Origin of the sequence: Chitinibacter bivalviorum (assembly GCF_013403565.1) — a bacterium.
In the GTDB taxonomy this organism is placed as follows: Bacteria; Pseudomonadota; Gammaproteobacteria; order Burkholderiales; family Chitinibacteraceae; genus Chitinibacter; species Chitinibacter bivalviorum.
Genome location: NZ_CP058627.1, coordinates 160,024 through 174,019, shown reverse-complemented (window position 1 = coordinate 174,019; position 13,996 = coordinate 160,024). Strand labels below are relative to the sequence as shown.

The 13,996-nt window shown below is 50.5% G+C and carries 10 protein-coding genes; 6 read left to right on the top strand and 4 right to left on the bottom strand.

The window, feature by feature from the left end; translation table 11 throughout:
- Positions 1-117 precede the first annotated feature (117 nt).
- Complete coding sequence (locus tag HQ393_RS00780) at positions 118-549, bottom strand: cupin domain-containing protein (RefSeq protein WP_218871236.1); 432 nt, start codon at positions 547-549, stop codon at positions 118-120.
- Positions 550-1,145: 596 nt separating this feature from the next.
- Between HQ393_RS00780 and HQ393_RS00775 the strand changes: the two genes are divergently transcribed.
- Complete coding sequence (locus HQ393_RS00775; RefSeq protein WP_179356974.1) at positions 1,146-1,364, top strand: hypothetical protein; 219 nt, start codon at positions 1,146-1,148, stop codon at positions 1,362-1,364.
- Positions 1,365-1,453: 89 nt separating this feature from the next.
- On the opposite strand, the gene HQ393_RS00770 is transcribed toward HQ393_RS00775, so the two are convergent.
- On the bottom strand, positions 1,454-1,873 hold the full coding sequence (locus tag HQ393_RS00770) for an ExbD/TolR family protein (protein WP_179356973.1): 420 nt from the start codon (positions 1,871-1,873) through the stop codon (positions 1,454-1,456).
- Between the two features lie 172 nt (positions 1,874-2,045).
- Positions 2,046-2,657, bottom strand: coding sequence for a MotA/TolQ/ExbB proton channel family protein (locus tag HQ393_RS00765; RefSeq protein WP_179356972.1), 612 nt, complete (start codon positions 2,655-2,657; stop codon positions 2,046-2,048).
- 509 nt (positions 2,658-3,166) lie between these two features.
- On the opposite strand from HQ393_RS00765, the gene xseA reads away from it, so the two are divergent.
- From xseA to HQ393_RS17865, 4 genes are all read left to right on the top strand, one after another.
- Positions 3,167-4,492 carry an exodeoxyribonuclease VII large subunit gene (gene xseA, locus HQ393_RS00760; protein WP_246307922.1) on the top strand — a complete coding sequence of 442 codons (1,326 nt, stop codon included), beginning with the start codon at positions 3,167-3,169 and terminating at the stop codon, positions 4,490-4,492.
- Positions 4,493-4,573: 81 nt separating this feature from the next.
- Positions 4,574-5,662 carry a PLP-dependent cysteine synthase family protein gene (locus HQ393_RS00755; protein ID WP_179356971.1) on the top strand — a complete coding sequence of 363 codons (1,089 nt, stop codon included), beginning with the start codon at positions 4,574-4,576 and terminating at the stop codon, positions 5,660-5,662.
- 189 nt (positions 5,663-5,851) lie between these two features.
- Positions 5,852-7,942, top strand: a complete 2,091-nt coding sequence (locus HQ393_RS00750) for a glycosyl hydrolase family 18 protein (RefSeq protein WP_246307921.1) — start codon at positions 5,852-5,854, stop codon at positions 7,940-7,942.
- A 519-nt stretch (positions 7,943-8,461) separates the two neighbouring features.
- Positions 8,462-11,677 carry a glycosyl hydrolase family 18 protein gene (locus tag HQ393_RS17865; RefSeq protein WP_179356969.1) on the top strand — a complete coding sequence of 1,072 codons (3,216 nt, stop codon included), beginning with the start codon at positions 8,462-8,464 and terminating at the stop codon, positions 11,675-11,677.
- Positions 11,678-12,024: 347 nt separating this feature from the next.
- On the opposite strand, the gene HQ393_RS00740 is transcribed toward HQ393_RS17865, so the two are convergent.
- Complete coding sequence (locus HQ393_RS00740) at positions 12,025-12,231, bottom strand: hypothetical protein (RefSeq protein ID WP_179356968.1); 207 nt, start codon at positions 12,229-12,231, stop codon at positions 12,025-12,027.
- A gap of 312 nt (positions 12,232-12,543) precedes the next feature.
- On the opposite strand from HQ393_RS00740, the gene purB reads away from it, so the two are divergent.
- Positions 12,544-13,914: an adenylosuccinate lyase gene (gene purB / locus HQ393_RS00735; RefSeq protein ID WP_179356967.1), complete on the top strand. Its 1,371-nt coding sequence runs from the start codon at positions 12,544-12,546 to the stop codon at positions 13,912-13,914.
- Positions 13,915-13,996 lie beyond the last annotated feature (82 nt).

Below are 13,996 nucleotides of genomic sequence, written 5' to 3'. Positions count from 1 at the left end.
GCACCGCGTGGTGAACGCAAAACCTGTTCGTGATGAAAAACCATTCACACCAACAGTTCACACTCAATCACGCGAAGTTTTTTTGAACGGCTGAAAGACCAACAAAAGGGGTATTGCTTACTGCGCCTTTACCGTAAAGGGTTGTCCAACAATACCCGTAAATACCACGACCAATTTAACTGGCTCAGTCCCTTCGTTTTTACCGTTATGCAGCGTGTTTTCGACTTCGGCAAAACCTTGGCCGGCACGGAAAGTATTGCTGCTACCATCTTTTAATTGCACGGTCAGTTGGCCATTGAGCACATAGGCATAACCGGGAACGGGGTGTTTATGCCAGCCCGTTTCTTTACCCGCCGGGATTTCGACATGCAACATCGTCGCTTCAGGTGCGTCGGTGGTCGGATACAAAATCGGCTGACCATTGGCTGTCGTACCCGTTTTAAATACGACGGTGGCCGTGACTTCCTTTTTGTAAACTTCCTTACTCTCTTCAGCCTGCGCGTTCAGACCAAGACACACCGCACTCAGAATCAGTAATTGCTTCAACACCCCTGCTCTCCATTCGTTACGGCCCACGTTCATCGCCGTGCGCTCGGGCCGCAGTATAAAGGAAAACCCGTAGATGGAATCGCGTTCTCGCCCAACCCAATGCCGAGCCGTACATACATGGCAACGTATAGCCTTAAACACCAATGATTAATTAGCCCTAAGCCAGATACCCAAGCACAGAACAATGCAAGCTGTAGGGTGCAATAAGCAAAGCGCATTGCGCCTTCGTACCGAGTCATGCGAGCAGGTGAAATGCGGCGAGGCCTTATTGCACCCTACCGTGCGATCATGCTTTTTGCATCCCTCCCAGGCAAGACATGTTCAGAGCGAGAACTGAGCATTAATAACTCGGTTGAGTTAGCACTTAGAAAATAACGGGACATTCGGACGGGAATCATAGCCATTTCGACCCTAGAATATTTTCCATATCGATCAATAGCTTAACAAAATACAACACACCTACACAGAGTTACATCAGGACAATTGCAATCATCAAGCAAGGATAGTAGGCTTAAATTCTTGCGAATTACAACGCAAGACATACTAAATTGTAAATACACCAGTAAGCAAATCCAAACTACACGAGAGGAATTACCATGTCATTTACTACTAAAGCAGTCATTGCGGTCGTGGTTGCTGCCTTTGCATTGCCAGCTTTCGCTGAAACCAACAACACAGACGCGGCTAAAGAAGCCAAAGCCAAGCAAAACACTAAAATCGAAAAAGCTTCATCAACGATGAAAGCTAAAAAACATAAAGCTAGCCACGCTATGAATGCTGAAGATGCGGCTAAAGCTAAAGATGCAACTAAATAATTAGATTTACTCAGTATTTCTGAGTTAATTTAAATCAGAAAAAAAGGCCAGATTTACATCTGGCCTTTATTTTGCGAAAGAGATTTCAATTATTTTCCGCTGGTTTGCGTGGCAAACGTCAATTTACCATACCCTGCCGTTCTAGCGGCTTCCATCACATTAACCACCGATTGATGGCTGGTTTGCGCATCCGCATTAATCACAATCATCGGATCTGCGTCATTGCCCGCCGCACGACGCAGCTGGACGGCGAATTCATCTGCGCTAGCAAAAGCCGTCGTTTCGCCATTAATGGCGTACTGCCCTTGCGCTGAAATCGCAATCTGAATCGATTTGGGCTGCTCGACTTGTTTTTCAGCATCGGCCGTCGGTAGATTGATTTTCAGCTCGGCGAATTTGGAATACGTCGTTGTCGCCATCAGGAAAATCAAAATCACCAGCAGCACATCGATCAGCGGGATGAAGTTGATTTCGGGCTCGACGCGTTCGCGTCCTTTACGAAATTTCATAACTGTTATTGCCTTTTGCTAATTCGAAGCAGAAAACGAGCGAAAAGGCCAAAGACACGAAACAAGGCTGGGGAGAAACCGGAATTTACTGGAGTAAATGAGGATTTCGAGCCAGTTTTGTCGCCGCGCAGCAAGTGCACAGCTAGCAGTATTTGGCCTTTGAGCCGTTTTATCAGTGGTGGCGCTCGCCGTGAACGATTTCGACGAGTTTAATCGCTTGCTGCTCCATCTCCACCACAAAGTCATCAACCTTGCTGGCAAAGTAGCGGTAGAACATCAAAGCCGGCACAGCCACCATAATACCGAAAGCGGTGTTATACAGCGCCACTGAAATACCATGCGCCAATGCAGCTGGATTGCTGCCGCCAGTTGGCGATTGCGAGCCGAAAATCTCGATCATCCCGATGACGGTACCAAACAGCCCCAATAGCGGCGTCACCGCTGCGAGTGTGCCTAAAGTCGATAAATAGCGATTAAGCTCATGCGCCACGGCGCTGCCGGTTTCTTCGATCGACTCTTTCATAATTTCACGTGAGCTTTTCACGTTTTTCAAGCCAGCAGCCAGCACACGACCCAATGGGCTGCTTGCCGATAATTTGGTCAATGAATCTGCCGTGACACCTTGGCTGCGATATTCTTGTACCACTTTGACTAGCGTGCCGTGCGGTAACACTTGCGATTTACGCAAAGTGAGCAAACGCTCGATAATAATGGTCACAGTGGCAACAGAAGCGGCGATAATCAGCCAAATCGGCCAGCCAGCGGCCTGAATGATGGCGAGCATAGTTATAAACCTTAGTAAAAAGTGGGTCTGAAGACTTTCGCGAAACCGCGTAACTTTAGCCGCTATTTGCCGGTTGGGGAAGAGGCGGCGTAGTGCATTGAGACGCGGTGCACAGCGCGTAAATGACTTTCGCCTAAGCCATCGCCCAGATCATTTGCCTAAATCTGCTGCAATTTGCAAGCGTTTGCGGCTGAAAAATGGCGAGGCGACTGCGTTTTTTAGCTAAGTTGCAGATCTGATTAGGAAATTTTATTTTGCCCACATTTTCTGTGGATAACTTTGTGAGCAAGTTAGCTAAACCGGCTTGAAAACGGCATAAATACTGCCTTCTCACGTATTTGCTTAGCATTTGAACATTTTCTTATATCTATATAAATCAACACGATAGCGTTGCTTTATAAACTACAACATCCAAATTTGCCCCCAAGTGGCTTAGAAGCTGGATTTTGTGGATTACTCAAGGTGTTTTTGCCGTGAATCTTGATTTGTCAAGCCCCCAAAAAGGCGTAGTGTCTGTCACGCAACTGAATCGTGACGTTCGCATGTTGCTAGAAACGGGTTTTCCCAGCTTGTGGGTGGCGGGTGAAATTTCGAATTTCAAACGCTACGATTCCGGGCATTGCTATTTCAGCCTCAAAGACGCCAATGCGCAGGTCCGCTGCGTGATGTTTCGCGGCCGCGCTGCCCTGCTCGACTTTGCCCCGCGTGAGGGTTTGCAGGTCGAGGTGCGCGCCGTGGTGTCGCTGTATGAAGCCCGTGGCGATTTTCAGCTCACAATCGAAGCCATGCGCATGGCCGGTCAAGGCGCGCTATTTGAGCGTTTTGAAGCGCTGAAAAAGCAGCTCGCCAGTGAAGGGCTTTTTGCGAGTGAACGCAAACAAGCTTTGCCACATTTCCCGCGAGCAATCGGGATTGTTACCTCGCCAGCAGCCGCGGCTTTGCGTGATGTATTAAGCACACTGGCGCGCCGGATGCCCAATATTCCGGTTATTTTGTACCCTACCGCCGTGCAAGGCGCCGATGCGCCAGCACAAATTGTGCGCGCAATTGGCTTGGCGGCCGCGCGGCAAGAAGTCGATACACTGATTGTGTGTCGCGGCGGCGGAAGCTTGGAAGATTTATGGTCATTTAATGAAGAAATCGTCGCGCGGGCGATTGCGGCTTGCCCGATTCCGACGGTGAGTGGCGTCGGCCATGAAACCGATTTTACGATTGCTGATTTTGTGGCCGATGTTCGCGCGCCAACGCCGACTGCAGCGGCCGAATTGGTCAGCCCCAATCGCCACGAATTATTGGGACGCCTGGCGCAACTCAAGCAGCGCCAAGCCCGCGTGATGCAATACCACTTGCAGCAACACATGCAAAAGTTGGATCAAATCAGCCGTCGCCTCGTACACCCCGGTCAGCGTCTGGTGCAACAAAAACGCGATGTATCCCAAAAATCACGCCAATTGCAGCAGCAATTTCATTTCATTTTAAGTCGTCAGCAACAAAACATGGCACGACTGAGCTTGCGTCTCGCTCATCTCAAACCAGAAACGATCAGTGCACGCCAAGCATTGCACCAACGTCAGCAAAGACTACAGCGCAGCATGTGGCAAGGATTGGAGCGCCAACAGCATCGTCTTCAGCAAGCCCAATTGCAGCTCGCACCGTGGGATCCACAACAAGTGCTCGCACGCGGCTATGCTTTAGTGACCCGCCCCAGCGGCGATTTAGTTCGCCTCGCCACTGACGTTCGTGCCGGCGAGATGCTCAATGTACGCTTTAGCGATGAAACCATTGCAGTCGAAGTTCGCCAAGGCATCCAACAGCAGACCGAGCTAGGTTTATAGATTAGAGATACTCCTTATAGGTTTAACTCTGAAAATCATTCTAAATGTACTTCTGAAGCATATACCTATAAGGAGATCAATATGCCGCAACAGCGCCATTGGCTCAATCAAGCCATCCAAACCATCGAAGCCGATTACAATCGCTCGGCCGATACGCATTTGATCCCTGTGCGACTGGATGCCTATCCCGATATTGATTTTTACCTGAAAGATGAGTCGAGCCATCCCACCGGAAGCCTCAAACACCGCTTGGCCCGCTCGCTGTTTCTGTACGCGCTATCTAACGGCTGGCTCAAGGAAGGTAGCACAGTCATTGAGGCCTCTAGCGGTTCAACAGCGGTGTCAGAAGCCTATTTCGCGCGCTTGCTCAATTTACCATTTATTGCCGTTATGCCTGCCAGCACCAGCCAAGAGAAAATCGCGGCGATCGAGTTTTATGGTGGCCGTTGTCATCTAGTGGCTAACGCTGGCGAGATCAGCATTGAATCTCAGCGATTGGCGCGCGAAACTGGCGGCCATTTTATGGATCAATTTACCTACGCCGAGCGTGCGACCGATTGGCGGGCGAATAATAATATTGCCGAATCCATCTTTAATCAGATGGCTTTGGAGCGATTTCCTATCCCAAAATGGATCGTTGCCAGTTGCGGCACTGGCGGTACCAGTGCCACCTTGGGGCGCTATGTGCGCTACCGAAAATTAGCCAGTGGCATTGCCTGTGTAGATCCGGAGAACTCGGTTTTCTTTAGCGCTTACCAGAGTGGCCAGCGCGACCTAACCCTCACCAAAGGTTCACGAATTGAAGGTATTGGCCGCCCTAAAGTTGAGCCGTCGTTTATCCCCAGCGTCATCGATACGATGTTGCAGATCCCCGACACCTTGAGCTTGGCGGCCATGAACTGGTTGAGCCAAAAAATAGGCAAGAAAGTCGGCGGATCAACGGGTTGCAATTGGATTGGTGCGCTGCAATTAGCGCAGGACATGCAGGCCAAGGGGCAAGCGGGCAGCATCGTCACACTGCTATGCGACAGTGGTGAACGCTATGCGCAGACTTATTATTCTGCCGAGTGGCTAACACAAAATGGTTTCGATCTCAGTGCTGCACTTGCACAAATCAGCAGCAGTTGTGAACATGGCAGCCCACTACCTAGCCTAAGTAGAATCCCTTAGGCAGATCCAAGTGGTATCTTAATTAAAATTAATGTGATGCCAGTTATTTACTTTCTTTTCATCCAAGAGCATGCTTCGGTTGCGCCCAAAACTTACAACGATAGGGCACGCACAAAAACATTAAAAAATGTTAGTGCCATGTCAGTTTAATGACATCGGGCGTACCAAAAACTCGAGGAGATGGAAGAGATGAAATACCTAGCAAAAACGGTACTGGCGAGCTCGCTCGTCATGATTGGTAGCCATGCGATGGCGGCTGATTGCGCGACCCCTTGGTCTGCAGGCACCACCTACAGCAGCGCGGGCACCACAGTAAGTCAAGGCGGACACAACTACACCAATAAATGGTGGACACTGAACGAAGACCCAAGCAAATCTGGTGCTTACGGGGTATGGACTGATGCAGGTGTTTGCGGCGCAGGCACAGCGACACCAGCTCCAACAGCCGTTGTAACCGCAGCACCAACTGCAACGCCAGTGGTCACTGTTGCACCAACAACCGCTCCAACCGCGGCTCCAACTGCAAAACCCACCGCTACACCAGTAGTCACTACCCCACCAGCAGGCACTTGTGCTGTTTGGGCGGAAGGCAGCAGCTATAAAGCTGGCGACGTAGTGAGCTACAACGGCGTGAGCTACACCGCATTGAGCGCACATACTGCTTATGTAGGTGCAGGCTGGACGCCAGCGACAACACCAACCTTGTGGAAAGTGGGCGGCACTTGCGGCACCGTAACGCCAACAGCCACTCCTGCGGTTACCGTTGCCCCAACTGCAACGCCAGTAGTTACTGCAGCGCCAACTGCTACCCCAGTGGTAACGGCCAAACCAACTGCGACGCCAGTGGTAACGATTGCGCCAACTGCAACGCCAGTTGTGACCGTAGCACCAACTGCAACCCCTGCTGTCACTACTGCTCCAACCGCAAACCCAGTGGTTACCGTGGCACCAACTGCTACACCAGTTACTACGCCATCAAGCACGCCAGCGCCCGTCGGTAGCCGTGAAGTGGGTTCTTACTTCACTCAATGGGGTGTGTACGACAGCGCGTTCTTTGCTAAGGCAGTGGACACCAGCGGTGCTGCCGACAAACTGACTTACATTAACTACGCATTCGGCAACATCTACAAACAAGCAGATGGCACGATTAAATGTGATAGCGGTATCAACAAAGCCAATGACAATAATCCAAATGGCGATGGCGGCGATGCCTGGGCCGACTACCAAATGGATTACAAAGCCGCTGACTCAGTCGATGGTGTGGGCGACACTTGGGAAAGCACGCTCAAGGGCAACTTTAACCAGCTGAAAAAACTGAAAGCTAAGCATCCAAATCTGAAAGTGATGATTTCACTGGGTGGCTGGACTTGGTCTCGTTACTTCTCGACTGCAGCATCAACGGATGCAAACCGTAAAGCACTGGTGGCTTCGTGTATCGACGTTTACCTCAAAGGTAATCTGAAAAAATCGGGTGGCGACCCTGCTGGTGGTACTGGCGTAGCCAAAGGCATCTTTGATGGTATTGATATCGATTGGGAATACCCAGGCGTACAAGGTATTGGTACTAACGTGGTTGATCCAGTCAATGACAAGCACAACCTAACCTTGTTGATGGCTGAGTTCCGCAAACAACTGGATGCCTACAGCGCAACGCAAGGCGGCAAGAAATTCTATCTGACTGCAGCGATTGGTGCAGGTAGCGAGAAGATCGACCAAACCGAGCCAGCTGAGTACAGCAAATCGATGGATTGGGTCAACGTGATGACCTATGACTTCCACGGCGATTGGGATACCACAGTGAACTTCCATTCACACCTGTATCCAGATCCTGCTGACCCACAACGCGGCACGATTGCAGGCAGCTACAATATTGACCAAGCGATTAGCAAACTGATTAATCTGGGCTTCCCTGCTGAGAAACTGGTCTTGGGCATTCCTAACTACGGTCGTGGTTTCGGCGGTGTGAATACCAGCGTCAATAATGGTCTGTATCAGCCAAAAACCAAATCTGCAGCTCTGGTTGGCGTTCAAACCGAAGCTGGCTATGCCGATTACAAAGCACTGGTAAACTTGGCAGGTCCTCGCTTCTACCATCCAGTGACCAAACAGCTGTATATGTACACAGCAACTGGCGACTGGTGGAGCTACGATGACGTGCAAACAATCCGTCTGAAAAATGACTACATCAAGGCCAAAGGCTTGCGTGGTAACTTCAGCTGGGCGCTGGACGGCGATGATGCCAATGCCACTTTGACTAAAACGATGGCCGAAGTGAAGTAATGATTTGGAAATAATTTGCCTGTAGGGATAATTCCACCTACAACAAATTATCGACAAAATTTGAAGCCCCGCTGCTCAGCAGTGGGGCTTTTTTTATTTGCGAATTCAGTGCGCGCTGTAATTTGAAACGCAGTCTCAGTGAACAACATCACCTTTTGTCAATTTATTTGCAAAGCTCAATCATGCACTTGTCATATATTAGCATTTTATAATATATAAAAAAACACCAAAAATTTCATATTTGTTACTATAAAATCAACAACTTAGTTTGTGTTTAGCCTAATTGCTTTCACCTACATATCTACAGCTTTCAAAAATAGAAATAACGCCATCAAAATGGCATTTATTAATTTTTCAAACAATACCACTTCTCGACAAATGGCATATTGACGCAAAAAAAACAGGCGCTATGATGCGCCACACAATTAAAACAAGCGATTGAATTTGGGCGAACCCAGATTTATTGAGGGATCGCGAACAACAGCATACTTGAACATCCAATCCTGACGGAGTTGTACTTTGAAGCGTACCCAACACCCATTTGCCATCAAATCAATCATTGCCTCATTGCTGCTATCCAACGCCGCATTAGCCACTGACGTTGCCCCGTACTTCTATACCTGGGGCTTTGGCAATAGCTCTGCCTACCAGATTTCTTCGCTGACTGCGGCAAAAGCCCAGGGCGTGAACGCAGCAACCTTGGCCTTTATTATCAATGGCAGCAATGGGTGCGTTGCAACGACAGACGGCAGCAGCAACGCCATTACCGGTGTCATGAAAAACGACATTGCCAGCTATCAAGCAACTGGTGGCAAATTAATTCTGTCTTTCGGTGGTGCCAATGGCACGTATCTGGAAGCGGCCTGTACTGCCGATCAAATGGTCGCGCAAATTGATGCCTTGATTCAAAGCTCGGGCATCAAGACGCTGGACTTTGACGTTGAAGGTGGCGCGGTAGGTAATACTGCAGCCAACGCGGTGCGCTCAGCAGCAATCAAACGCCTACAAAGCAAATACGCCGACCTGAAAATCTCGTTCACATTGGCCGTAGTGCCTCCATCACTGCACTCTTGGGGCTTGGATGCAGGTGGTTTGACTGCTGAATCAATCGCAGTGGTGAAATCAGCCGTCGATGCAGGCGTAAAAGTAAATCGCGTCAATATCATGGCGATGGATTACGGCTCATACGCTACAGCAGGTCGCAGCGATTTGGGGCAATTGGCCATCGATGCGGCAACCCGTACGCGTGAACAAATGCGCCCACTGTTCCCAGCCTTGAGCGAAGCTCAATTATGGGATTTGATCGGCATTACGCCAATGATCGGCATTAACGACGTGGCCGCAGAAGTCTTCACGCCAGCACACGCCCAAACCGTGGCCAATTTTGCCAAAGCCAATGGCGTCGGCTTGCTGTCTTACTGGGCCTTGCAGCGCGATCAAGTCGGCAAAGGCGATCTGGGTGTTTACAGTGGTGTAAACACCAGCAATCTGCAATTCTTTACTGCGTTCAATAGCGTGAATACTGGTGCAAGTGTTGCCACACCGAGCCCGAGCGCTACTCCAGCGGCCAGCGCAAAACCAAGTGCAACCCCAGCGGCTACTGCGACACCCGCTCCAACAGCGACAGCAGTTCCAACTGCAACCCCAGCCATCACGTCAACACCGAAACCAACGCCCAGCACCACCCCAATTGCGGGTTGTGCGGCATGGGACGCCAATCAAACCTATATCGGCGGTGAATGCGTTAGTTTTGGCGGCAAAACCTATAAAGCCCAATGGTGGACGCGCGGCGACAGCCCTGCGACCAATGCCGGCGTGGTGGGAACAGGTTTGGTATGGCTGCCATTGGGTGCAGCACCTGCAGCTACGGCCACGCCAAGTGCAAAACCAACGGCAAGCCCAACGGCCACAGCAACGCCAACGGCTACCCCAACAGCCAAGCCTAGCGCAACACCGAGTGCTACCCCCACAGTTGCTGCAACAGCGGCTCCAACAGCAACTCCTACTGCAACGCCAACAGCAAAACCTAGCGTTGGCGCGTGCAACAATGCAGCTTGGTCGAGCAGCACGGCATACTCAACAAATCAACTGGTTAGCTACAACGGCCACACTTACCAAGCTAAATGGTGGACTCAAGGTGACGAGCCAAGCAGCAACGTCGGCTCAGGCAAACCTTGGACCGACCTCGGTAGCTGCAATGGCACAGCTCCAATTGCCACGGCAACACCGCAAATGACCGTCGCTCCAGTCATCACTGCGACACCAAGTGCTACGGCTACGACAAAACCAACGGCGAGCGCGACACCGTCGGCAACACCAACGGCGAAGCCAACTGCCACTGCAAGCGCTACGCCAGTCGTGACTGCAGTGCCCACTGCGACACCAACCGTATCAACTGGCCCTGTCGCGACAGCACCAGCACCAGCGGCAGGTACCAAACACGTTGGGACTTATTTTGCAGAATGGGGCATTTATGGCCGCAGTTTCTATGTTAAAAACATGCAAACCAGCGGACAAGCCAGCAAATTAACCTTCTTGAATTACGCATTTGCAAATGTATTTAAACAAGCAGATGGTACTTACAAGTGCGATGCAAGTATCACTCGCTCCGAATCTGGCAACGGTGACGGCGGCGATCAATTTGCCGCTTATGGCAAAGGCTTTAGCGCAACAGATTCAGTAGATGGCGTTGGCGACGCTTGGGATTTCCCCTACGGCGATGCACGTCAAGGTAGCGGCGTAGCGCCACTGAAAGGTAACTTTAACCAGTTACTGAAACTGAAAAAGCTCAATCCAAACCTGAAAGTGATGATTTCATTGGGTGGCTGGTCTTGGTCTAAATGGTTCTCTGCCGCCACGGCGACCGATGCACTGCGCAAAACACTGGTTTCATCGTGTATCGACCAATACATCAAAGGCAATTTGCCATTCGATGCGGGCACCAATGCCGGCGGTAAAGGTTCAGGCGCAGGCGTATTTGATGGTATCGATATTGACTGGGAATACCCAGGCGTACAAGGCGTTGGCTACAACACCGTGGATGCAATCAATGACAAAGCCAATCAAGTGGCGTTCTTCAAAGAATTGCGCGCTCAGCTTGACGCCTACGGCGCCAGCGTGGGCAAGCGCTTCTACCTGTCTACCGCCATTGGTGCAGGCTTGAAAAACATCAAAGCCACCGATCCAGCGGGCTATATGCAGTACGCTGATTGGGTCAACATCATGTCTTACGACTACAACGGCGCTTGGGCGGCACAAGGCCCGACTGACTTCCAGTCGAATTTGTACTCAGACCCAGCGAGCCCGAACTACGCCAGCAACCCAGACTTTAGCACTGATGCTGCCGTGAAAAACCTGATTGCCAATGGCGCACCTAAAGCGAAATTGAATGTCGGCGTGCCATTCTATGGTCGTGGCTGGACAGGCGTGAAAAACGTCAACAACGGCGTTTATCAAGCGGCAACAGGCGCAGCAAAAGGTACTTACGAAGCAGGTATTGAAGACTACAAAGTGCTGAAAAAAGCCGCAGGCACCGTCTACAACCATGCTGCAACACACCAAGCCTATAAGTTTGACAGTGCGACAGGCACTTGGTGGTCGTATGACACGCCAGCCAATATCGTCGAGAAAGCCAAATATGCCAAAGACAATGGTCTGGGCGGCGTATTTAGCTGGGAAGCCGATGGTGATGATGGCGCTGAATTGGTCAATGCAATGGCCACCATCAATCAATAATTAAGCTGTAGTATCCAATAAAAAAGCCCGCCTGATTCAAGGCGGGCTTTTTTATTGGGCATGTTCAGATAACGTGTTGATAACAAGAATCGTAGGTTGGGTTAGCCCCTTAGGGCATAACCCACCGTGACGCGACATAAAGAAAAGCAGCGTAACGGTGGGTTACGGCTTAGCCTAACCCACCCTACGAATATCGTTCTTCGTAGTCAAACCAAGTTCTGTTCATATCAACACATAATCTGAACATGCCCTTTTTATTCGGGGTATATCAATCAAAACCATATCCAAAAAGAAAAAGGGCGACATACCCAGATAGGTATATCGCCCTTTTCCAAACTAGCGCAATCTTAATTCGCGTCGCTTGCACCTTTCTCAGCCTCGGCATAACGCTGTGTCGGGCTCGTCGAGAAATGAAACACGACGGCATTGGCAAACATGGGATCGAAACCTTTATCAATCATGATTTCCACAATTGATTGCGCCTGACAGCCGCGCTGCAGGTTTTCGATAATCCACTCCTGCCATTCGGGAGTAATTTGAGTAAAACGGCCCATTAAAACGCCTCTCCATCCAATAAATTCGGCTTGCTATCGCATTGTAGAATACACACGGCAGCTTATTATTCTCGTCGCCAAAACAGAGGTCGCGAGAAACTTTGTAAGGAACACCCATTATTCATGCGAACGGGCTACTTGTCACTCTTTCTTACATACCGGCTAGCAGATTAGTCACGCAGTTCACAGTGGCGTCATAATTTTGTTGCAGAACAGCACAGCCGCGCGTTGATCGTGTTAGGCAGTCAGCCGTATCGCGCTGTGTTAGAATCTCGCCTTTGATCGATTGAGACCTACGGACGGGTTGGCATTATGGAACTTTCTGCACTGACCGCGCTTTCGCCGCTAGACGGCCGCTATGAAAAACAACTGGCCGATTTGCGCGCCCATTTCAGTGAATACGCCCTGATTAAAAATCGCGTAACGGTAGAAGTGGCTTGGCTCAAAGCCCTGGCCAGCGAAGCTGCATTGGGTGAAATCAAACCATTTTCAGCGGCCACCATCGCCGAGCTCGACGCCGTAGTTGCTCAATTTAGTACCGAACACGCCCTCGAAGTGAAAACCATCGAGCGCACCACCAACCACGACGTGAAAGCCGTTGAATATTGGCTCAAAGAACGTCTGTCAGGTAATGCCGAAGTCTCTGCCGCGAGCGAATTCATTCACTTCGCATGTACTTCAGAAGACATCAACAACTTGTCGCACGCACTGATGCTCAAAGGCGCGCGTGAAGGTGTGATGCTGCCAAAATTGGCTGAAATCATCACCAAACTGAAAGAATTAGCTCACGAATTGGCCGACGCGCCGATGATGAGCCGCACCCACGGCCAACCAGCGACGCCGACAACCATGGGTAAAGAAATGGCCAACGTGGCCTACCGCCTCGAACGTCAATACGCACGCATTGCCAGCGTTGAGCTGCTCGGTAAAATCAATGGCGCAGTCGGCAACTACAACGCCCACTTGTCTGCTTATCCAGAGCTCGATTGGGAAGGTTTCTGCCGCCGCTTTGTAGAAAGCCTTGGCATTACCTTTAATCCATACACGATCCAGATCGAGCCGCACGATTACATGAGCGAGTTGTACGACGACTTCGCGCGTGCCAACACCATTTTGGTCGACTTAAACCGTGATATCTGGGGCTATATCTCCCTCGGCTTCTTCAAGCAAAAAGTCAACAAAAACGAAGTGGGCTCTTCAACGATGCCGCACAAAGTAAACCCAATCGACTTCGAAAACTCCGAAGGTAACTTGGGTATCGCCAACGCAGTGTTGTTCCACCTGAGCCAGAAATTGCCGGTTTCACGCTGGCAGCGTGACCTGACCGACTCAACCGTATTACGCAATATGGGTGTTGGCTTGGGTTACTCACTGCTCGGTTATGTGGCGGCACTGAAAGGCCTGAACAAATTGATGGCCAATCGCGATGCGATGATGTTCGATCTGAACAATAACTGGGAAGTTTTGGCTGAGCCGATCCAAACCGTAATGCGTCGTTATGGCGTGCCTAACCCGTACGAGCAATTGAAAGAATTGACGCGCGGCAAAACCGGCATCAGCAAAGAAGCATTGGCGGTATTTATCGATGGCCTCGAAATCCCACAAGACGCCAAAGATCGCCTCAAGGCACTGACGCCGAGCACTTACCTCGGTACCGCTGAGGAACTTGCTCGCCGGATCTAAGTACGGCAGGCATTCAGTGGTTCATCACGATGACAGGTCTCGGCAAAGCCGAGCCCTAGCTCTCTTGAATGGGCCATTGGCC

Coding starts and splice junctions, on each gene's coding strand:
- HQ393_RS00750 (WP_246307921.1), top strand. CDS start 5,852: ATGAAATACCTAGCAAAAACGGTACTGGCGAGCTCGCTCGTCATGATT.
- HQ393_RS00740 (WP_179356968.1), bottom strand. CDS start 12,231: ATGGGCCGTTTTACTCAAATTACTCCCGAATGGCAGGAGTGGATTATC.
- purB (WP_179356967.1), top strand. CDS start 12,544: ATGGAACTTTCTGCACTGACCGCGCTTTCGCCGCTAGACGGCCGCTAT.
- HQ393_RS00775 (WP_179356974.1), top strand. CDS start 1,146: ATGTCATTTACTACTAAAGCAGTCATTGCGGTCGTGGTTGCTGCCTTT.
- HQ393_RS00755 (WP_179356971.1), top strand. CDS start 4,574: ATGCCGCAACAGCGCCATTGGCTCAATCAAGCCATCCAAACCATCGAA.
- HQ393_RS00765 (WP_179356972.1), bottom strand. CDS start 2,657: ATGCTCGCCATCATTCAGGCCGCTGGCTGGCCGATTTGGCTGATTATC.
- HQ393_RS00770 (WP_179356973.1), bottom strand. CDS start 1,873: ATGAAATTTCGTAAAGGACGCGAACGCGTCGAGCCCGAAATCAACTTC.